The sequence below is a fragment of the Variovorax sp. RTB1 genome, from assembly GCF_035018765.1.
In the GTDB taxonomy this organism is placed as follows: Bacteria; Pseudomonadota; Gammaproteobacteria; order Burkholderiales; family Burkholderiaceae_C; genus Variovorax.
Genome location: NZ_JASJXG010000002.1, coordinates 246660 through 266674, shown reverse-complemented (window position 1 = coordinate 266674; position 20015 = coordinate 246660). Strand labels below are relative to the sequence as shown.

The following is a 20015-nucleotide window of genomic DNA, read 5'->3' as shown; positions in this document are numbered from 1 at the left end:
CTTTTATTTCATTTAAATAGAAATTATGGAAACATCGATTTCTAGCAAGCGACTACGATTCTGCTTCTGAATCCACTTTTCAAGGCCTTCCCATGTGCGGCATCGTCGGCGCGGCTTCCCATCGAAACATTGTTCCCATCCTGGTCCAGGGACTGCAGCGGTTGGAGTACCGGGGCTACGACTCCTGCGGCGTCGCGGTGCACGCCAACGGCCTGACGCGGACGCGTACGACATCGCGCGTGGCCGACCTGCTGGTGCAGGTGCATGACGACCATGTCGAGGGCCGAACCGGGATCGCGCACACGCGCTGGGCCACGCATGGCGCGCCGGTCGTGCACAACGCCCATCCGCATTTCAGCCATGGTGCGGGCGAAGGCATCGACAGCCCCAAGCCGGCGCGCGTGGCGCTCGTGCACAACGGCATCATCGAAAACCACGATGCATTGCGCACCGCGTTGCAGGCCCGCGGCTATGTCTTTTCGAGCCAGACCGACACCGAGGTGATCGCGCATCTGATCGACAGCCTCTACGACGGCGATCTGTTCGATGCGGTCAAGTCCGCGGTGTTGCAATTGCAGGGCGCCTATGCCATCGCGGTGATCTGCCGCGACGAGCCGCACCGTGTTGTCGGCGCGCGTGCTGGCTCGCCGCTCATCCTCGGCGTCGGCAAAGACGGAACCGAGAACTTCCTGGCGAGCGATGCGATGGCGCTGGCCGGCGTGACCGATCAAATCGTCTATCTCGAAGAAGGCGACGTGGTCGATCTGCAGCCGGGTAGGTACTGGATAGTCGATCGGGCGCACAAGAGCGTCGGTGCGAGCAAGCGGCCGGTGCGCACGGTGCTTGCGCACAGCGGTGCGGTCGAACTCGGCCCGTATCGGCACTACATGCAAAAAGAAATATTCGAGCAGCCGCGCGCCATCGCCGACACGCTCGAAGGTGTCGAAGGCATCGTGCCGGAGCTGTTCGACGGCATCGGCCACGACGGCAAAACCGGTGCCAGCGCGCACCGCGTTTTCAAGGACATCGACAAGGTGTTGATACTGGCATGCGGAACCAGCTACTACAGCGGCTGCACTGCCAAGTACTGGCTCGAAGGCATCGCCAAAATCCCGACCCAGGTCGAGATCGCCAGCGAGTACCGCTATCGCGACTCGGTGCCCGACCCCAAAACGCTGGTCGTCACCATCACGCAGTCCGGCGAAACCGCCGACACGCTGGCCGCACTCAAGCACGCGCGCGCTCTGGGCATGGCGCAGACATTGACGATCTGCAACGTCGGGACCAGCGCCATGGTGCGCGAGTGCAAGCTGGCGTACATCACGCGGGCTGGCATCGAGATCGGCGTGGCGTCGACCAAGGCGTTTACGACCCAACTGGCTGGCCTGTTCTTGTTGACGCTCGCACTGGCAAAGGCCAAGGGTCGCCTCACGTCCGACGACGAAGCGCGCTACCTGAAAGAGATGCGGCATCTGCCCGTGGCACTTCAGTCGGTGCTGGCGCTCGAACCGCAAATCATCGCGTGGTCCGAAGACTTCGCACGCAAGGAAAACGCCTTGTTTCTAGGCCGCGGGCCGCATTACCCGATCGCGCTCGAGGGCGCGCTAAAGCTGAAAGAGGTGACCTACATCCACGCCGAGGCCTATGCCGCAGGCGAACTCAAGCACGGCCCGCTCGCGCTGGTGACGAGCGAGATGCCGGTCGTGACGGTCGCACCTAACGACGCGCTGCTCGAAAAGCTCAAGAGCAACCTGCAGGAAGTGCGCGCGCGCGGCGGTGTCCTCTATGTGCTGGCCGATGCCGACACGCGCATCGAGAACAGCGAGGGCCTGCACGTGATCCGCATGCCGGAGCACTACGGTGCGCTGTCGCCTTTGCTGCACGTCGTGCCGCTTCAGCTTCTGGCGTATCACACCGCCTGCGCGCGCGGGACCGATGTCGACAAGCCGCGCAACCTGGCCAAAAGCGTGACGGTAGAGTGACGGATGACGGATGACGGATGACGGATGACGGTGGGAGGCGGGATCGAGCGCTGAGAACGATCTGCTGCCGGTGTCGAGTCAAGCCGAGACCGAGACCGCGGCAGGGACGGGCATTGGCGCGAGGCGATATCCGGCTCCGTAGATCGTCTGCAAATGCAGTCCATGGGCCTCGAGTGCGAGTCGACGGCGCATGATGAAGATCTGGTTGTCCAGAATGCGGATGTTCATCGTTCTCAAGTTCTGGTTGCTCGCTTCGAGCAACTCGAATCGCGTCACGATGTGCCCGAGATTTCGAAACAAGGCGAGCGCCAGGCTGAAATGGTGCTCTTTCAGTTCGACGATTTGTTCGGGGGGCCCTGCAAAGACCACGACTGCGCTGTCGTGCAAAAACGTCCACTCGCCAAAGGTTTCTGCTGCGCTCCGCGCGTTGGTCGTCGGCGGCCGAAACCGGTTCACCCGTGCCAGCATCTCGATTGGCCTGAACGGCTTGATGACGTAGTCGTTGGCACCCACTGTCAGTGCTTCGGCCACTTCGCGCTCCGACCCGCGCGCGCTCAGCATGATCACGGGTGACATCGACTGCTGAAAGATGCGTAGCCAGCGAACGATGTTCAGGCTGGTCATTCCTTCGGTCGTCGAATCGAGGATAAGAAGGTCGAACTTCTCGCGGCCCAGTGCGCGACGAAGATCGTCGCCGTTGTAGAAGCGGGAACAGATCGTCTCGGCGTGCGGAGACAGCGCCGAGTTTTCCAAAATCGCGACCAGCGACTCCATTTGGACCGGCTCGTCTTCCAGAATCGCTATTCGCATGTTGACCCCGCCACCAACGAAGTAATAATTTCACGCCACCAGCGTCGATTGAAAACGTCCATGCGCTAGCGCACAGACCAGAGTCAAAGTGACCTAACAGTGCTTTAGTAGGTTTGTGCAGTTGCGCACGGTTTTCCGTCCGCGTCGTTGCGTCCACCGAGCCCTATCCGCAAAGTGCCAACAAGGTCACGCGCAGGCGATGGCGGTTGCAATCCGCTGCGCCGATCATGGGAAGCCACTTCCGGAGCTTCCTATGAACAGCCGCACCCATCGAGTCCGCTACGCACGCCCCGCCACGCGCCAGCCGTCGCGTACGGCTCAGATGCTCGCGCGCTGTATTTCTGCGCTCACCGGCGCGCCGGCCAAGGTCGAAAAGCGGGCGCAAGAGCGCTTTGCTGCGCTGGCTCCCGATCAGCGGGTGCGCGAAATGGGTGAGTGGTAGCCGGATCGCTTTTCGCCGCGCAGAGATTCAGTGAGATTTAGTCAGGCGGTTCGTCAACAATCGTAAAGCGACGAAAGGCGAACATGCGTACAGCGTTGATGAAGGACGACTCCATCCAGATGCAGCTGTTCGTAAGAGCGCTGGACAACATCCCCGGAATGGCTTCCAACCATCGGCGACTGGCAGTTACTCCAAGCATTCGGCCTGACCATTTCACCCTTTCACAATGTGGGTCGCGTGGTCTCGCGGGCCTATCTGCTGGACGCAACCATCCAGGGTTTGCAAGACGGGAACAGCCGCCCTTTGGACAGCAAAATCTTGAAAGTGCGCTGAAAGTTGTCGGTGGCCGAAAAAAGGTATTTAGCGGCAGACTTCTGTGCGAAAAGGGGTGTGGGCTTTCGATGACTCACATCGGCTTATCGACTGGCGATGATGTTCCCAAATAGGTCTTGGGCTGCATTGCTACGCATCGCACGGCGCAATGTGATGCCGCAGTTTTTGCTAGCAGTGCTGTCGCCTCTCCTGATCGTTTCGAATGTCGATCCGGTCTCACCGCTTGCGGCGGATGAGATGGTGTACGACTTGGGGATGGCCGCCTTTCCGCCCCCGGCCGAATCTGCCGTCGAGATCATCTCAATCGATGATGAAAGCCTCAAAAAACTGGGGCCTTGGCCTTGGCGGGAATCGATCCACACAAGATTTCTGCAGCAACTTGCTGAGCAGGCACCCAAGGCGGTTGTGCTCAACTTCCGGCTCGGCGTTCCGGTGCAAGCTGGTGACGATGACGTCGCTCTCGCAAATGCGCTGAGGCTTGCACCCGTCTTTTTGCAGGTTCGCGACGGGCAATCGGCGGCCCTTTTGGACCAGAACGCCAGCCTAAGGTTTCGAACGCGAAGATTTGCGCCCATGGCTCAGGGCATCGGACACGCCAACCTTGCGTCGAGGGGTATGAGCGAGTCGGTGCGCTTCATTCGTCTTTTTTCAGGGAAGCCAGACTCCCTGCTGCCTTACGTGGGTGCGCTGGTCGATCCGTCGCCGGAAGTGCGCCAGGCGGTTGCGAACACCACACAGCTGCGCATTGGGGCTCACTTCAGGGGCGGAATAGCGCATTCATCCACTTCCTACTCTCAAGTGCTCAAAGCAACTTTCGCCCCGACCAGTTCAAGGGACGCACCGTGCTCGTGGGGCCGTCGCCTAACTCGGGGATTGGTCTTCCGATGTACGTCGCGGGTGAGATGGGGGTTGTCTTGGTGTCGTCTACCGAGGTGCACGCCAGCTTCATCGACTCGCTTCAGCAGGGTACACAGGTGGCCGTGGCTGCGCCGTTCGCGATTTACGCGTGTCTCGCACTGTTCATCTGGATTTCTTTTTTCTGGTTCGAAAGAATGTCGAAGGTCGCGCCGTTGGTGGGCATCGTGGGCATCGTTTTCGGCGTCGCAATAAGCATGGGAGCGTTACGCTTCGCGCGCGTTTGGATACCGCCGTCGTTCTTCGGAATCGGGATCGCGGCCGCCTATGTGCTGTGGACCTAGCAACACATGAACAAGGTGCTCGGCTTTCTCAAGGCGCACATCGTCTCGTTGAGCCAGGTTCCGGCGGGAACCTTCGACTCCGACGCGACGCCCAAGTTAGGAAGGAGCGGCACGATCGATCGCTATATCGGTGCGCTCGATCAAGCGATCTTCCGGCTCGTACGACTACAAACGTTCACTCAACAGGGCCTGGAACGACTCCCCATCTCCATTCTCATCTGCAGATTAGACGGGACTATTTCCCAGCTGAATGCAGCGGCCATGGCGCTGCTTCCAGAGTCTCTGGTCGGCCTACTGGTCAACGAAAGTCTTCCGTTGCTCGTCAAACGTCTGACGGTCAAGGCGAATATCCGACAACCCGACACGGATGCGCATTGGTCGCAGGCGCTCGGTGGCGAATACAGCACGCCGCAAGGCAAGATCTTTCAAATCGATGCGGCGCGCCTGGGCGACCCGCTGAATCAGGCGCCGGGCGCCTGGATCGTCGTGCTTCGCGAACTCACGCAACAGCGGCAGGCTGAACGCGAGCGCGCTGACTGGCTCAACTTTCTTTGGCACGACCTGCGCAGTCCGCAGATCAATCTCCTGAGCCTGCTGGAACTGTTCGAGATGACGCCGTCGCGCGTGGGCGTGGCAGACCTGGTGTCGGGCGTCCGGCACGAGGCCGAGCGAACGATGACGCTGGCGCAAAATTTCATCAGCAGCAGCACGTCTGAAGCATGCGACTACCGATTTTCCGTGGCTAGCCTTTCTTCCTTGTTGGCCCAAAGCATCGAGAAACTCGCCTCGTCCGCGACGGCTCGCAATGTGAGCGTGCTGCTAAGACCGGCACTGGACCACCACGATCTGATACGTGCGGACGGCGGAATATTGATGCGGGCCTTCGTCAACCTGCTGGAAAATGCGATTCGGCACAGTCCCCCCGGTGCCATTGTTCGTGTCTGTTGCGGCGCCGAGGGATCGGTGGAGGCGGTCTTCACCATTCAGGATGAAGGCACGGGCATTGAACCTGCTGCGCTCGACGCACTATTGGACCGGGAGTCTGAAATCGGGCACGCCGATGTCCGAAACGTGGCGCCGGAGCCTTCGTCTTTCGCTGCAAACCACGGTGGGCAGGCAGTGGACAGTGCCCCGCCACGCGACCCCAATCACGGGTTCGGATTCGTCATGGTCAGGCAGGTGGTGGCCGCACACGACGGCTGGATCTCGGGGTGGAGCATGGACGGGGTTGGCACGACCTTCGCGATCGGTTTGCCGCTAGTCCACGCTTGACGAATTCCGGCATCTTGCAGCAGTGCGGACTGCATTGCGATTCGGCGTTACTCAAAACAAGAGCCTCGAGTGTTTGTACGCTGCTGAACGTAAAGCCACTGAATATCGCGTGAGTGCGGGACCGCACAGAGCGCCGCGACACACCGATCAATACCTGGGAAAATTATGATCTATTGTTAAAAGGTATCGAGATTTCTTAATGAGAGTTGCCTTGCCAGAGCTTGATCAAAATCTATTGCTTGCGGCGCTTCCCGCTCAAGAACGACAGCGGTGGCTGCCTGAAATGGAGTTTGTCGAGCTCCCGCTCGGCCATGTCCTGTACGAGTCGAATGGAATAATGACACACGTCTACTTTCCAACGACGGCGATCGTGTCTCTGCTCTATGTTCTGGAGAATGGTGCTTCGGCCGAGATCGCTGTGGTGGGCAATGAGGGTGTGGTCGGCGTGTCGTTGTTCATGGGCGGTGGTTCTACCCCCAACCGCGCTGTGGTTCAAAGCGCCGGGTTTGGATTCAAGCTCAATGCCCACGCAATGCGGGAGGAATTCGACAGGGCCGGGCCGGTGCTGCATTTGCTGCTGCGCTACACGATGGCGTTGATCGTTCAGATGTCTCAAACGGCAGTTTGCAATCGCCATCATTCACTGGACCAGCAACTTTGTCGCTGGCTGTTGCTTAGTCTCGACCGGCTCACTGGCAACGAGTTGTCCATGACGCAGGAACTTATCGCGAACATGCTGGGCGTTCGCCGCGAAGGCGTCAGCGAGAGCGCGCTGAGGCTGCAGAAAGACGGGCTCATCCGCTATTCGCGCGGCCGCATCACGGTGCTCGACCGCCCCGGGCTCGAGCTTCGCACGTGCGAGTGCTACGCAGTCGTCAAGGCCGAGTACGACAGGCTGCTGCCGCTCCTGAAAGACGGGTCTTTCGGTGCCGACTCGGCTGTCAAAAAATAACGCTCGATCAACCGAACAGATTGGCGGGCAGGCCTTCGGCGTCGACCTCGACAGCGAACAACCCCCCGGCCAGCGGCTCGGCTTTCTGCTGCGCCAGCGTGAGCCCGGTAGCGGCGCTCGTGATGAACAAGGTGCGCATGTCAGCCCCGCCGAAGGCGCAGTCGGTGATGTGTCGCGTCGGCAACGTGACGCGGCACAGCTCGGCGCCGCTCATGGGCTCGTGGCAGCTGACGCAAGCGCCGCCCCAGTGCGCGATCCAGAGTCGGCCCGCTGCATCGGTGGTCATCCCGTCGGGCAGGCCGTCGCCTTTGGCGAAGCGCAGCCATTGGCGCTTGTTCGACACGCTGCCCGTGGCCATATCGAAGTCGTAGGCGTAGATGCGCCCGGTGACGGTGTCGTTGAAATACATAGTCGTGCCATCGGCGGACCAGGTCGGGCCGTTGGTGACGGCAAAGCCCTGGTCGTGACGTGAGCAGTCTCCGCCGGGGTCTTTTTCGTGGAGCTGATAGCGGTACAACGAACCGGTCGGTGCCTCGCAGGCCGCGTCCATCGTGCCGGCCCAGAAGCGACCGCGTGCGTCGCATTTGCCGTCGTTGAATCGATTGCCGGCTAACTCCGGCTCGGGCTGATGCAGGTATGTCGGGGCGGTATCCGGTAGCGCCGGATCGAACAGCGCAAAGCCCCGGCGCAGCGTGATCATGAGACCCGGCGCATCGGATCGCTCGGCCAGTGCGGAGATCTCTTCCGCGAACGTCCAGGTGCTTTGCGCCGCGTCGGCGGGTCGCCAGCGGTGCAGCCGAAAGCCGAGGATGTCGACCCAATACAGCGCCTGTTCACGCGGCGACCACACCGCTCCCTCACCCAGCGTCGCCGCGGCGGGCCAGATGCATTCGGGCTCGCCGAGCAGCGTCGGCGCCACACGGGATAAAAGTGCATTGCTCATAGTCGTTGTCTCCGTTTGCTCGACGCGGCAAATCCTAACAAGGGAAATTCATATCCAAGCAAGTCACTCCGGATCGAGCCGTTTTCCGTAGACCGTCAGGCTCGCTGCCTTCAGCGCGTTCATCATGATCTTCGCAGCCGGCGACAGCAGCCGGTCGGTGCGGGTGATGATGCCGAAGGCGTCCATGTGGCAAGGCATTGCCAGTGGCAGCACGGCGACGATGCCGTGCGATGCGTAATAGCGCGCCACGTCGGTTGCCAGCACCGCGATCATGTCGCTCTGCTGCAGCATGCGCGTGATGAACAGCAGCGCTGCGCTCTCGATCACGTTGATCGGCGGGGGCAAGCCTTCTTCCTGGTACATCAGTTCGAAGCGGTGGCGCAGCACGCTGCCTGCGGGCGGCACGATCCACCCGGCGGACACCACGTCGCGCAGCGTGAGTCCGGCCATGCCGAGCAGCGGATGGCCGGAGCGCACGATGGCGCACACAGGCTCTTCTGTAAGCGCCTCGTAGCGCAGCTTCGATTTGTCGTGCTCCGCAAAAAGACGTGCGACCAGGATGTCGAGCTTGCCGTGCTCCAGCCGGTCGAGCAGCACCGGGCTGGTTTCGATCTCGAGCGCGATGCGCAGATTGGGCTGGTCGCGCTTGACCATTCCTACAGCGGGAGGCAACAGCACCAGGCCGGGCGCGGTAATCGCACCGACGTTCACTTGCCCGAAGCGCCCCGCTTTGAGCGCCATCACCTCGTCGTGCGCCTGATTCAGGCTCGCAAGCGCAACGCGCGCATGGCGGATCATGGTTTCCCCGTACCAGGTCGGCCGCATGCCGCGTGGCAGCCGATCGAACAGCGAAACCTCCAGCACTTCCTCCAGATCTTTCAGCAACTTGGACGCTGCCGGCTGCGTCATGTTGAGCACCTGCGCTGCGCGATGGATGTTGCCTTCCTCGGCCAGAGCGACAAGCAAGAGAAGCTGCCGCGTCTTGAGTCGCGCACGGATGAACCAGTGCGTGTAATTGGTCATGTTTCGTTGTTCTTGTTTGCGTTGATAAGGGTTTACCTGAATGCGGTTTCCGGTATCGATTGCACCCAATTTTTGATTGGAAAGATATTGGTGAGATTCCCATACTCGCCCCACCTTGAAGCGCACAGATCTTTCGCACGTCACTCATACCGCACGGCAGTACATCAACGGCCGTTGGCAGACCGGCGTGACCACCGGGTCGAGCGAGAACCCGTCCGACACCAGCGAGGTGGTCGCCGAATACGCCCGAGCCGACCGCAGCCAGACCGAGGCGGCCATCCGTGCCGCTGCCGATGCGTTTCCGCACTGGCGCCGCACCACGCCGCAGCGCCGTGCCGACGTGCTCGACCAGATCGGCAGCGAGATCCTGGCGCGCAAAGACCAGCTCGGCCTTTTGCTGGCGCGCGAAGAGGGCAAGACGCTGCCCGAAGCCATTGCGGAGGCCGCACGCGCCGGCCACATCTTCAAGTTCTTCGCCGGCGAGGCATTGCGTGTCGGCGGCGAATCGATGGACTCGGTGCGGCCCGATGTGCTGGTCGACGTTACGCGCGAACCGGTGGGTGTCGTCGGCCTGATCGCGCCCTGGAACTTTCCTTTGGCGATCCCCGCATGGAAGATCGCTCCGGCGCTGGCTTACGGCAACACGGTGGTCTTCAAGCCTTCCGAACTGGTGCCGGCCTGCGGCTGGGCACTGGCTGAAATCATCGCGCGGGCCACATTGCCGGCCGGCACCTTCAATCTGGTGATGGGCAGCGGGCGGGAGGTCGGGCAGACGATCGTCGAAAGCCCGCTGGTCGATGCGCTGAGCTTCACCGGCTCGGTGGCCACCGGTGAGCGCGTGTTGCAGGCGGCTTCGGCACGACGCGCCAAGGTGCAGCTGGAAATGGGCGGCAAGAACCCGCTGGTGGTGCTGGCCGACGCCGATCTCGATCGCGCGGTCGACTGTGCCGTGCAGGGCGCGTACTTCTCGGCTGGGCAACGTTGCACTGCGTCGAGCCGATTGATCGTCGAGGCAGCTGTGCACGACGCCTTCGTGGTGCGGCTGCGTCATCGGCTGGCCGCCTTGCACATCGGCCATGCGTTGGAGCGCGGTGTCGACATCGGCCCGGTGGTCAATAGCGAACAGCTCGCTCAAAACCTCGAATGGATGACCATCGCGCGCGACGAAGGCGCCGAACATGTTTATGGCGGTGAGGCGCTGCAGCGCGCGACGACAGGCCACTTCATGAGCCCGGCGTTGTTCCTCGCCAAACCACAATACCGCGTGGCTCGCGAAGAAATCTTCGGCCCCATTGCCTGCGTGCTGCAGGCCGACGACTACGAGCATGCGCTGCACCTTGCCAACGACACGCCCTTCGGGTTATGCGCCGGCATCTGCACGACGTCCCTCAAGTACGCGATGCATTTCAGGCGTCATGCCGAGGTCGGAATGACGATGGTCAACCTGCCCACGGCGGGGATCGACTTTCATGTTCCTTTCGGCGGACGTAAGGGTTCCAGCTATGGACCGCGCGAGCAGGGCCGCTACGCTGCCGAGTTCTACACGTCGATCAAGACGGGCTACATGATGGCGTGAGTAAGAAAGACTACAAAGCAGCCCGCAACCGACCACGAAAACCGGCAAGAGCCGCGTTCACAAGAGTTTTCGCAGAGCGTTTTTTCACCAAAATCACAGGAGACAAACCATGGCAATCAATCGTCGCACTCTCACCACCGCACTCGGTGCCGCATCGCTCATCGGCATGCTGCCGGTCACCGCGCTGGCACAGAAGAAACTCGTGCTCGGCTTCGCTCAGGTAGGCGCCGAGAGCGAGTGGCGTACCGCCAACACGGAGTCGATCAAGTCATCGGCCAAGGAAGCGGGCATCGACCTGAAGTTCTCCGACGCCCAGCAAAAGCAAGAGAACCAGATCAAGGCCATTCGCTCGTACATCGCACAGAAGGTCGACGTCATTGCCTTTTCTCCAGTGGTCGAAACCGGTTGGGACACTGTGCTGATGGAAGCCAAGGCTGCCAAGATTCCGGTGGTGCTGACCGACCGCTCGGTCAACTCGAAGGACGACTCGCTGTACGTCACCTTCATGGGCTCCGACTTCGTCGAAGAAGGACGCAAGGCCGGACGCTGGCTGACCGAAAAAATGAAGGACGAGAAGGGCGACGTGAACATCGTCGAGCTGCAGGGCACTGTGGGTTCGGCCCCGGCCATCGACCGCAAGAAGGGCTTCGAGGAAATCATCAAGGCCGATCCCAAGTTCAAGATCATTCGCTCGCAGACCGGCGATTTCACGCGCGCCAAGGGCAAGGAAGTCATGGAGGCATTCCTCAAGGCCGACGGCAAGAAGATCAACGTGCTGTACGCGCACAACGACGACATGGCGATCGGCGCGATCCAGGCGATCGAAGAAGCCGGCATGAAGCCGGCCAAGGACATCGTGATCATCTCGATTGACGCAGTGAAGGGCGCCTTCGAAGCCATGATGGCCGGCAAGCTGAATGTGTCGGTCGAGTGCAGTCCGCTGCTGGGCCCGCAGCTCATGAGCGCGGTGAAAGACATCAAGGCCGGCAAGACGCTGCCCAAGCGCATCGTGACGGTCGAGAGCATCTTCCCGATGGAAGTTGCGGCCGCCGAATTCCCGAAACGCAAGTACTGAAAGCCAGCACAACATGAAACGCATCTTCCTTAAAACACTGCTCGCTTCGGCCGTTGTCGCCACGATCGGCATCGCGCCGCTGGCCTATGCGCAGGACAAAGGTCCCATCGCCATCTCGATGCCGACCAAGTCGTCGGCACGCTGGATCGCCGATGGCGCCAACATGGTCAAGTACTTCAAGGAGAAGGGCTACAAGACCGATCTGCAATACGCCGACGACGACATCCCCAACCAGCTCGCGCAGATCGAGAACATGGTGACCAAGGGCGCGAAGGTGCTGGTGATCGCGGCCATCGACGGCACCACGCTGTCCGACGTGCTGCAAAAGGCGGCTGACAAGGGCGTGAAGATCATCGCGTACGACCGGCTGATCAAGGGTTCTAAGAACGTCGACTACTACGCCACCTTCGACAACTTCCAGGTCGGCGTGCTGCAGGCGCAATCGATCGAGAAGTCGCTCGACCTGAAGGACGGCAAAGGGCCCTTCAATGTCGAGTTGTTCGGCGGTTCGCCCGACGACAACAACGCCTTCTTTTTCTACAACGGCGCGATGTCGGTGCTGAAGCCCTACATGGACAGCGGCAAGCTGGTCGTGCGGAGCAAGCAGATGGGCATGGACAAGGTCGGCACGCTGCGTTGGGACGGCGCGGTGGCGCAAGCGCGCATGGACAACCTGCTGTCGGCCTACTACACAAAGGACCGTGTCGATGCGGTGCTGTCGCCATACGACGGTTTGTCGATCGGCATCCTGTCGTCGCTGAAGGGCGTCGGCTACGGTTCACCCAAGCAGCCGATGCCGATCGTCACGGGGCAAGACGCAGAGGTGCCGTCGGTCAAGTCGATGATTCGCAAGGAGCAGACATCGACCGTGTTCAAGGACACGCGCGAACTTGCCAAGGTCACTGTCGCCATGGCCGACGCCATGCTCTCGGGCAAGACGCCGGAAGTGAACGACACCAAGACCTACAACAACGGCGTGAAGGTCGTGCCTTCGTATTTGCTGAAGCCGGTGAGCGTCGATCTGTCGAACTGGAAACCGGTGTTGATCGACAGCGGCTACTACACTGAGAGCCAGGTCAAGTGAGCGTGCGAGCAAGGACGCGACCTGGAGCGCAACAGGTTTGACCAACTCCATTCTGGAGATGCGCGGCATCACGAAAACGTTTCCGGGCGTGAATGCGCTCGACAACGTCAACCTCGCGGTGCGCGCAGGCGAGATCCATGCCGTGGTCGGAGAGAACGGGGCCGGCAAGTCGACGCTCATGAAGGTGCTGAGCGGCGTCTACCCGGCCGATTCGTACACCGGCGAAATCCGTTTCGAAGGCGAGCTGCGTCGCTTCAAGGGCATCGCCGACAGCGAGAAGCTCGGCATCATCATCATTCACCAGGAGCTGGCGCTGGTGCCGTTGCTGTCGATCGCCGAGAACATTTTTCTCGGTAACGAAACCGCGCACGGCGGCGTCATCGACTGGTTCGAAGCCTATGCGCGGACGCAGGCGCTGCTCGCGAAGGTCGGGCTCAAGGAGCCACCGACGGCGCTGATCACCAACCTGGGCGTCGGCAAGCAGCAACTGGTCGAGATCGCCAAGGCGCTGTCGAAAGAGGTCAAGCTGCTGATCCTCGACGAGCCGACCGCCAGCCTCAATGAGAGCGACAGCGACGCATTGCTGGCGCTGCTGCTCGAACTCAAGGCGCAGGGCATCGCGTCGATTTTGATCTCGCACAAGCTCAACGAAATCGCCAAGGTCGCGGACTCGATCACCGTGTTGCGCGACGGCGCTACGGTCGAGACGATGGACTGCCGTACCGAACCGATCAGCGAAGACCGCATCATCCGCGGCATGGTCGGACGCGACATGGCGCACCGCTACCCGCAGCGCAATCCGAAGATCGGCGAGACGATCTTCGAAGTCCGCGACTGGCATGTGAACCATGCGCAGCACGCCGACCGCGAAGTCATCAAAGGCGTCGACCTGCATGTGAAGCGTGGCGAGATCGTCGGTATCGCAGGACTCATGGGCTCGGGTCGCACCGAGTTCACGATGAGCGTGTTCGGTCGCTCCTATGGGCAACGCATTCGCGGCACGGCGTTCATGCATGGCAAGCCGGTCGACCTCGGCACGATCCGCAAGGCGATCGACTGCGGTATCGCCTATGTCACCGAAGACCGCAAGGGACTCGGTCTGGTGCTCGAAGAAGACATCCAGAAGAACGTGAGCCTCGCCAACCTTGCGGCGGTGTCGAGTGCGATGGTGATCGACGACGGGCTGGAGTTCGAAGTCGCGAACAACTACCGCAACGCGCTGAACATCCGCTGCTCGGGCGTCGACCAGCAGGTGGTCAACCTGTCGGGCGGGAACCAGCAAAAAGTGGTGCTGAGCAAATGGCTCTTTGCGAAGCCCGAACTGCTCATCCTCGACGAGCCCACGCGTGGCATCGACGTGGGCGCCAAGTACGAGATTTACACCATCGTCGACCAGCTCGCGAGCGAAGGAAAAGGCATCTTGATGATCTCCTCGGAAATGCCCGAACTCCTCGGCATGTGCGACCGCATCTATGTCATGAACGAAGGTCGCTTCGTGGCCGAGTACACAGCCGCCGAGGCGTCGCAGGAGCGGATCATGCGCGCCATTGTCAACGCCGGGAGTTCCGTTCATGCAGAGTGAAGTGAATACCGTGGAGTCCGCGGTGACTGCCGCGCCCCACGCGCGGCTGCACGTGGGCTTCATCAAGAACAACCTGCGCGAATACGGCATGCTGATCTCGCTGGTCGCGATCATGGTGCTGTTCCAGGTGCTGACCGATGGCACGCTGATGCGGCCGCTCAACATCACCAACCTGCTTCTGCAGAACAGCTACATCGTCATCATGGCGTTGGGCATGTTGCTGGTGATCGTGGCGGGCCACATCGATTTGTCGGTCGGCTCGGTGTGCGGCTTTATCGGCGCGCTGGCGGCCGTGCTGATGGTCGAGTACCACTGGCACTTCGTGCCGACGACCATCGTGTGCCTGGTCGCCGGTGGCGCGATCGGCGCGGCGCAGGGCTGGTTCGTCGCGTTCTTTCGCATCCCGTCGTTCATCGTCACACTGGCGGGCATGCTGGTCTTCAAAGGGCTCTCGCTGGCGCTGCTCGAAGGCCAATCGGTCGGGCCCTTTCCGGTCGAGTTCCAGCGGCTGAGTTCAGGCTTTATTCCCGACGTGTTCGGCGGTGAAGAGTTGCGCACGACATCTGTCGTGCTCGGCGCCATCGCCGCGGCCGCGTTGCTGTTCTTCAAGCTGCGCGGCCGTGCCAAGCTGGCGAAGTACGGAATGGACCAGGAGCCCTACGCCTTCTTCCTCGTCAAGAACGTTTTCTTTGCCGGCGTCATTCTGTTTTTGAGCTACCTGCTGGCGTCGTACCGGGGCCTGCCGAACGTGCTGATCGTGATGGCGGTGCTGATCGTCGCCTACGACTTCGTCACCAACCGCACCACCATCGGCCGGCGCATCTACGCACTGGGCGGCAACGAGAAGGCGGCGCGGCTGTCGGGCATCAAGACGCAGCGGCTGGCGTTTCTCACCTTCGTCAACATGGGCGTGCTGGCCGCGCTGGCCGGGCTGGTGTTCGCGGCGCGGCTCAATACCGCGACGCCCAAGGCTGGACTGGGCTTCGAGCTCGACGTGATCGCCGCGTGCTTCATCGGCGGCGCGTCGGCCTCGGGCGGCGTCGGCAAGGTCATGGGGGCGGTCATCGGTGCCTTCGTCATGGGCGTGATGAACAACGGGATGTCGATTCTCGGTGTCGGCATCGACTACCAGCAGGTGATCAAGGGCCTGGTGCTGCTGGCGGCCGTGTTCATCGACGTCTACAACAAGAACAAGTGAGCCGCAACCCGTGAGTACGACCGCGCCGGTGCTGGAGCTCTCCGGCATCCACAAGGAATTTGCAGGCATCAGCGTGTTGCGCGATGTGCAACTGAAGCTCTATCCCGGCGAGATCCACGCGCTGATGGGCCAGAACGGCGCAGGCAAATCGACGCTCATCAAAGTGCTGACGGGCGTACTCGCGTCCAGCGGCGGCGAGATGCGGCTGGACGGCGAAACCATTCGGCCGGGCTCTCCGCTGGAGGCACAGCAGCTCGGCATCAGCACGGTCTACCAGGAGGTCAACCTTTGCCCGAACCTGTCGGTGGCCGAGAACGTGTTCGCCGGGCGCTATCCGCGTTGCGGTATGGCGCAAGGGTGGCGCATCGACTGGGCCGCGGTGAACCGGGAGGCGCAGCAACTGTTGGCGCGCATCGGGCTCGACATCGACGTCACGCGGCTGCTGTCGAGCTATCCGGTGGCGGTGCAACAGCTCGTCGCGATCGTCCGTGCGCTCGGCGTGTCGGCCAAGGTGCTGATCCTCGACGAGCCGACATCGAGCCTCGACGACGACGAAGTGAATAAGCTGTTCGACGTGTTGCGGCGTCTGCGCGACGAAGGGCTTGCGATTCTTTTTGTCACCCACTTTCTGAACCAGGTGTATGCCGTGTCGGACCGCATCACCGTGCTGCGCAACGGCGGCTGGGTCGGCGAATGGCGCGCGGCCGACCTCGGCCCGCAGGCGCTCATTGCCGCAATGCTCGGCCGCGAACTGGCAGCGCAATCGGCGCGGCCGACGGCGCTGCCGGCCTTCGATGAATCGGCGACAGCGCTGCTGCAGGCCGAGGGCCTGGGACAAGCCGGTCAGTTGCAGGCGACCGACTTGCGCGTGCGGGCCGGCGAGGTGGTGGGCGTGGCCGGGCTGCTCGGTGCCGGCCGGACCGAGCTCGCGCGCCTGCTGTTCGGGCTGGAGACGCCCGACCGTGGCGTGCTGAAGATCGACGGTCGCAGCGTCACGTTTTCAAACCCGGCCGATGCCATTCGCGAAGGACTGGCGCTGTGCCCCGAAGAGCGCAAGACCGACGGCATCGTCGCCGAGCTTTCGCTGCGCGAGAACATCGCGCTCGCGTTGCAGGCGCGACTCGGTGTCCGGCGCTTTCTCTCTCTGGCCGAGCAGACCGCGTTGGCGGAACGCTTCGTCACCTCGCTGGGCATCAAGGCCGCGAGCGTCGAGACGCCCATCGGCTTGCTGTCGGGCGGCAACCAGCAGAAGGCGATGATCGCGCGCTGGCTTGCGACCGAGCCGCGCCTCCTGATCCTCGACGAGCCGACGCGAGGCGTCGACGTCGCCGCCAAGCAGGAGATCATGGAACAGATGCTGCAACTCGCCAAAGCAGGAATGGCTGTGATCTTCATCTCCTCCGAAATGAGCGAGGTGGTGCGCGTGGCGCATCGCATCGTGGTGCTGCGCGACCGCCGCAAGGTCGGTGAGCTGCCGGGCGGCAGCACCGAAGACGAGGTCTACGAAATGATCGCGGCCGAGCATGTCTGACGCACTCCCTTCGGCCGGCAACTTCGCCGTCGTCATGCGGCATCGGCTCGCGTGGCCGGTGATCACGCTGCTTCTCCTGCTCGCGCTCAACACCGCATTCAATGCCAGCTTTCTGCACATCGAAGTGCGTGGAGGCCATCTTTACGGCAGCCTGATCGACATCCTCAACCGCGCGGCGCCGCTGATGCTGGTGTCGCTCGGCATGACGCTGGTGATCGCGACGCGTGGCATCGACATTTCAGTGGGTGCCGTGGTGGCGATCGCCGCGGCGGTGGCGGGCTGGATGATCGGTGGCTCGGTTGCGGGTAACGTTTCGCGCTTTCCGATGTCGCTCGCCATCGTCGCGGCCGTTGCGTTGGCGCTGGTGTGCGGCATATGGAACGGCTTGCTGGTCGCCAAGGTCGGCATGCAGCCGATCATCGCGACACTGATTCTGATGGTGGCGGGGCGCGGCATTGCGCAGCTCATCACCGGTGGGCAGATCATCACCATCTACTACACACCGTATTTCTTTCTGGGCAGTGGCTATCTGCTCGGCCTGCCCTTCTCGCTTTTCATCGCGGCGGCGGTGTTCGTGTTGCTGTACCTGGCGATCACGCGGACGGCGCTCGGGCTCTTCATTCAGGCGGTCGGCATCAACCCCACGGCGGCGCGCGTGGCCGGCATCCAGTCGCGCCGGCTCGTCGTCGGCGCCTATGCGTTCTGCGGCTTGTGCGCGGGCATCGCGGGTCTCCTGATCAGCTCCAACGTCAAGAGCGCCGATGGCAACAACGCCGGGCAGTTGCTGGAGCTCGACGCGATCCTCGCGGTCACGCTCGGCGGCACCGCGCTCACAGGCGGGCGCTTCAGCCTGGTCGGCAGCGTGATCGGCGCGTTGATTATCCAGACGCTGACGTACGCCATCTATTCGCTCGGCGTGCCACCTGAGATCAACCTGGTGGTGAAGGCGGTCGTGGTGTTCTTGGTGATGCTGATGCAGTCACCGGAATTTCGTGGGCAGGTGCGGGCTCTGGCGGTACGCGCGCCGCGCGGGGAGGTACGCGCATGAGTGCTGTCATCGCGCCGCCGGGGAATTCGCCCTCACCCCGACCGACTCCTGCCAGCGGGCGAGGGGGCAAGAAATTGAACCCTAAATACTGGCCCCTCGCTGCGACCGTCTCATTGTTCGTCTTGATGGCGACGCTTGGCTCGGTGCTCTACGACGGCTTCTTCTCGGCGCAGGTCTTCTTCAATCTGCTGATCGACAACGCGTTTTTGATCATCGTCGCGGTCGGCATGACCTTCGTGATCCTGTCGGGCGGCATCGACTTGTCGGTCGGCTCGGTCATCGCGCTCACCACGATGGTGTCGGCCACGCTGGTCGAAAAGCACGGCTGGAGTCCGTGGGTCGTCATCCCGCTGGTGCTGCTCATGGGCACCGCGTTCGGCGCGTTCATGGGCGTCTTGATCGAGCGCTTCAGGCTGCAGCCTTTCATCGTCACGCTGGCTGGGATGTTTCTCGCGCGCGGCCTGTGCTATCTCATCAGCATCGACTCGATCAGCATCACCAATCCGTTCTACGAGGCCGTGTCGCAGGCACGCATCCCGGTATGGGGCGATGCGTCGCTGTCGATCAGCGCGGTGATTGCCATCGTGGTGGTGCTGGTCGCGATATTCGTCGCCCATTGCACGCCGTTCGGTCGCGCCGTATACGCCATTGGTGGCAGCGAGCACTCCGCCATGTTGATGGGCTTACCAGTGCGCTCCACCCTGGTCGGCGTGTACACGCTGTCGGGCTTTTGCTCGGCGCTGGCGGGCGTGGTGTTCACCTTTTACATGTTGTCGGGCTACGGCCTGCATGCGGTCGGCCTGGAGCTGGACGCCATCGCTGCCGTCGTCATCGGTGGCGCGCTGCTCACGGGCGGCGTGGGCTACGTGGCGGGTACGCTCTTCGGCGTGCTGATGCTCGGCATCATCCAGACGCTGATCTCGTTCGACGGAACGTTGAGCTCGTGGTGGACGCGCATCGTCGTTGGTGCGCTGCTGTTTGCCTTCTGCCTGCTGCAGCGCTTCTTCAGCTCGCGCACCCCGCGCCGCTGATCACTGCATCATCAGATCAGCGGATCGGCGTGACCGTTTCTCGGATCACACCGCCGCCCAGCACGCTGCCTTCGATCTCGGTTTGTCCCGTACCGCGCACGCGCGCTTCGCAGGCACTGCGTTCCATGGGCGGTTGCAGGCTGCAGCGTGCCAGCGCGTTTTGTAAATAGTCAGGTGCGCCTGTCAGCTGGCCTTGGGCCGCAGCCTGGCGCGCTGCACCAGCCTCGCGGATGCACGCGGCGCGGTCTTGCTGGATATGACCGCACACAGCGAGTTCTTCCCGGTAAGTGCTGACGCTGCCCGCAGCGTAGCCATCCGACTGATGTCTCGGCCCGGCGGCCGAAGCGACCCCGGCAAAGGCAATGCCCCCGGCGGCGAGCAGGACCGCCAGTGTCGACCGAATAGTTGAGTTTTTCATGGTGATGGCTCCTTCAGAAAACTAAGGGGGTTACCAAGGATCACTTGGCGGGAATGGTCGTCACGGTTTCGCGGATGACGCCGCCGCCCATCACGCTGCCGCTGGTGGAGGTCGAGGTGTCGCCGGCGCCGCCCTGAATGCGCGCCATGCAGTCAGCCTGGTCGGCTGCGGGCTGAAGCTTGCAACGCTCCATCGTGTTCGCGCTGTTGCCGGCAGGGCCGGCGGTCGTGAGCCCGGCACGACCGGCTTCCTGGCGCGCCGCACCGGCTTCGCGCAGGCAGGCGGCTTTGTCCTGCTGAACGCCATCGCATGTGGCCTTCTCGCTCTCCATGCGAGCCGCGGTACCGGGTGCCGCAGCCTGCTGCGCCCAGGCGGCGGGCGCGACGCCCAACGTGACGACTGCGAAGAGTGCGCCGGCGGCCAGATGGTGCGCGAACGGAAGTGCGAGAGATTTGTTGTTCATGAAAGAGGTCCTTATAGTCTCCTTGAACTGTTATGCCGGGAGCGCCCCCTGGA

General features: G+C 62.2%; 18 protein-coding genes and 1 pseudogene. 14 read left to right on the top strand and 5 right to left on the bottom strand.

All coding sequences use genetic code 11. The features are described 5' to 3' along the window. Positions 1-92: 92 nt before the first annotated feature. Complete coding sequence (glmS, locus tag QN397_RS02660) at positions 93-1982, top strand: glutamine--fructose-6-phosphate transaminase (isomerizing) (RefSeq protein WP_323499991.1); 1890 nt, start codon at positions 93-95, stop codon at positions 1980-1982. Positions 1983-2060: 78 nt separating this feature from the next. Here the strand turns inward: glmS and QN397_RS02655 are convergent, their stop codons facing one another. Continuing rightward, positions 2061-2792: a response regulator transcription factor gene (locus tag QN397_RS02655; RefSeq protein WP_323499990.1), complete on the bottom strand. Its 732-nt coding sequence runs from the start codon at positions 2790-2792 to the stop codon at positions 2061-2063. A gap of 253 nt (positions 2793-3045) precedes the next feature. Here QN397_RS02655 and QN397_RS02650 point away from each other — a divergent pair, with 253 nt between their 5' ends. The 5 genes and pseudogenes from QN397_RS02650 (at position 3046) to QN397_RS02635 (ending at position 6990) form a co-directional block, all read left to right on the top strand. Then, positions 3046-3234 carry a hypothetical protein gene (locus QN397_RS02650; protein WP_323499989.1) on the top strand — a complete coding sequence of 63 codons (189 nt, stop codon included), beginning with the start codon at positions 3046-3048 and terminating at the stop codon, positions 3232-3234. Between the two features lie 429 nt (positions 3235-3663). Continuing rightward, positions 3664-4371, top strand: a pseudogene (locus QN397_RS26730) (CHASE2 domain-containing protein); the annotation flags it as partial. Positions 4372-4451: 80 nt separating this feature from the next. Beyond that, on the top strand, positions 4452-4766 hold the full coding sequence (locus tag QN397_RS02645; protein WP_323499988.1) for a hypothetical protein: 315 nt from the start codon (positions 4452-4454) through the stop codon (positions 4764-4766). Between the two features lie 6 nt (positions 4767-4772). Then, positions 4773-6038, top strand: coding sequence for an ATP-binding protein (locus QN397_RS02640; protein WP_323499987.1), 1266 nt, complete (start codon positions 4773-4775; stop codon positions 6036-6038). A gap of 199 nt (positions 6039-6237) precedes the next feature. Continuing rightward, positions 6238-6990: a Crp/Fnr family transcriptional regulator gene (locus QN397_RS02635; protein WP_323499986.1), complete on the top strand. Its 753-nt coding sequence runs from the start codon at positions 6238-6240 to the stop codon at positions 6988-6990. 7 nt (positions 6991-6997) lie between these two features. On the opposite strand, the gene QN397_RS02630 is transcribed toward QN397_RS02635, so the two are convergent. Then, on the bottom strand, positions 6998-7933 hold the full coding sequence (locus QN397_RS02630; RefSeq protein WP_323499985.1) for an SMP-30/gluconolactonase/LRE family protein: 936 nt from the start codon (positions 7931-7933) through the stop codon (positions 6998-7000). Between the two features lie 63 nt (positions 7934-7996). After that, entirely contained in the window at positions 7997-8956 is a 960-nt protein-coding gene (locus QN397_RS02625) for a LysR family transcriptional regulator (RefSeq protein WP_323499984.1), read from the bottom strand. 115 nt (positions 8957-9071) lie between these two features. Between QN397_RS02625 and QN397_RS02620 the strand changes: the two genes are divergently transcribed. From QN397_RS02620 to yjfF, 8 genes are all read left to right on the top strand, one after another. Continuing rightward, positions 9072-10532, top strand: a complete 1461-nt coding sequence (locus QN397_RS02620) for an aldehyde dehydrogenase family protein (protein WP_323499983.1) — start codon at positions 9072-9074, stop codon at positions 10530-10532. A gap of 109 nt (positions 10533-10641) precedes the next feature. Then, positions 10642-11607 carry an ABC transporter substrate-binding protein gene (locus QN397_RS02615; protein WP_323499982.1) on the top strand — a complete coding sequence of 322 codons (966 nt, stop codon included), beginning with the start codon at positions 10642-10644 and terminating at the stop codon, positions 11605-11607. Between the two features lie 13 nt (positions 11608-11620). Then, positions 11621-12691 (top strand): multiple monosaccharide ABC transporter substrate-binding protein, encoded by a 1071-nt coding sequence (chvE, locus tag QN397_RS02610; protein ID WP_323499981.1) that lies wholly within the window; start codon positions 11621-11623, stop codon positions 12689-12691. A gap of 58 nt (positions 12692-12749) precedes the next feature. Then, positions 12750-14273, top strand: a complete 1524-nt coding sequence (gene mmsA, locus QN397_RS02605) for a multiple monosaccharide ABC transporter ATP-binding protein (protein ID WP_323499993.1) — start codon at positions 12750-12752, stop codon at positions 14271-14273. Continuing rightward, the gene (mmsB, locus tag QN397_RS02600) at positions 14263-15471 is read left to right on the top strand and encodes a multiple monosaccharide ABC transporter permease (protein WP_323499980.1); all 1209 of its coding nucleotides are present in this window, start codon (positions 14263-14265) and stop codon (positions 15469-15471) included. Before mmsA ends, mmsB begins: the two co-directional genes overlap by 11 nt. 10 nt (positions 15472-15481) lie before the next feature. After that, entirely contained in the window at positions 15482-17002 is a 1521-nt protein-coding gene (locus QN397_RS02595) for a sugar ABC transporter ATP-binding protein (protein WP_323499979.1), read from the top strand. Continuing rightward, positions 16995-18050: an ABC transporter permease gene (locus tag QN397_RS02590; protein WP_323499978.1), complete on the top strand. Its 1056-nt coding sequence runs from the start codon at positions 16995-16997 to the stop codon at positions 18048-18050. Before QN397_RS02595 ends, QN397_RS02590 begins: the two co-directional genes overlap by 8 nt. Further along, positions 18047-19081: a galactofuranose ABC transporter, permease protein YjfF gene (gene yjfF / locus QN397_RS02585; RefSeq protein WP_323499977.1), complete on the top strand. Its 1035-nt coding sequence runs from the start codon at positions 18047-18049 to the stop codon at positions 19079-19081. The genes QN397_RS02590 and yjfF overlap by 4 nt, the downstream gene beginning before the upstream one ends. 16 nt (positions 19082-19097) lie before the next feature. Here the strand turns inward: yjfF and QN397_RS02580 are convergent, their stop codons facing one another. Together QN397_RS02580 and QN397_RS02575 are read right to left on the bottom strand one after the other, a co-directional pair. Beyond that, complete coding sequence (locus QN397_RS02580; RefSeq protein WP_323499976.1) at positions 19098-19499, bottom strand: hypothetical protein; 402 nt, start codon at positions 19497-19499, stop codon at positions 19098-19100. 40 nt (positions 19500-19539) lie between these two features. Next, the gene (locus tag QN397_RS02575) at positions 19540-19962 is read right to left on the bottom strand and encodes a hypothetical protein (RefSeq protein WP_323499975.1); all 423 of its coding nucleotides are present in this window, start codon (positions 19960-19962) and stop codon (positions 19540-19542) included. Positions 19963-20015 lie beyond the last annotated feature (53 nt).

Bases quoted from the DNA above. Each gene is read 5' to 3' on its own strand.
- glmS (WP_323499991.1), top strand. From the start codon at position 93: ATGTGCGGCATCGTCGGCGCGGCTTCCCATCGAAACATTGTTCCCATC.
- QN397_RS02655 (WP_323499990.1), bottom strand. From the start codon at position 2,792: ATGCGAATAGCGATTCTGGAAGACGAGCCGGTCCAAATGGAGTCGCTG.
- QN397_RS02650 (WP_323499989.1), top strand. From the start codon at position 3,046: ATGAACAGCCGCACCCATCGAGTCCGCTACGCACGCCCCGCCACGCGC.
- QN397_RS02645 (WP_323499988.1), top strand. From the start codon at position 4,452: ATGTACGTCGCGGGTGAGATGGGGGTTGTCTTGGTGTCGTCTACCGAG.
- QN397_RS02640 (WP_323499987.1), top strand. From the start codon at position 4,773: ATGAACAAGGTGCTCGGCTTTCTCAAGGCGCACATCGTCTCGTTGAGC.
- QN397_RS02635 (WP_323499986.1), top strand. From the start codon at position 6,238: ATGAGAGTTGCCTTGCCAGAGCTTGATCAAAATCTATTGCTTGCGGCG.
- QN397_RS02630 (WP_323499985.1), bottom strand. From the start codon at position 7,933: ATGAGCAATGCACTTTTATCCCGTGTGGCGCCGACGCTGCTCGGCGAG.
- QN397_RS02625 (WP_323499984.1), bottom strand. From the start codon at position 8,956: ATGACCAATTACACGCACTGGTTCATCCGTGCGCGACTCAAGACGCGG.
- QN397_RS02615 (WP_323499982.1), top strand. From the start codon at position 10,642: ATGGCAATCAATCGTCGCACTCTCACCACCGCACTCGGTGCCGCATCG.
- chvE (WP_323499981.1), top strand. From the start codon at position 11,621: ATGAAACGCATCTTCCTTAAAACACTGCTCGCTTCGGCCGTTGTCGCC.
- mmsA (WP_323499993.1), top strand. From the start codon at position 12,750: ATGCGCGGCATCACGAAAACGTTTCCGGGCGTGAATGCGCTCGACAAC.
- mmsB (WP_323499980.1), top strand. From the start codon at position 14,263: ATGCAGAGTGAAGTGAATACCGTGGAGTCCGCGGTGACTGCCGCGCCC.
- QN397_RS02590 (WP_323499978.1), top strand. From the start codon at position 16,995: ATGTCTGACGCACTCCCTTCGGCCGGCAACTTCGCCGTCGTCATGCGG.
- yjfF (WP_323499977.1), top strand. From the start codon at position 18,047: ATGAGTGCTGTCATCGCGCCGCCGGGGAATTCGCCCTCACCCCGACCG.
- QN397_RS02580 (WP_323499976.1), bottom strand. From the start codon at position 19,499: ATGAAAAACTCAACTATTCGGTCGACACTGGCGGTCCTGCTCGCCGCC.
- QN397_RS02575 (WP_323499975.1), bottom strand. From the start codon at position 19,962: ATGAACAACAAATCTCTCGCACTTCCGTTCGCGCACCATCTGGCCGCC.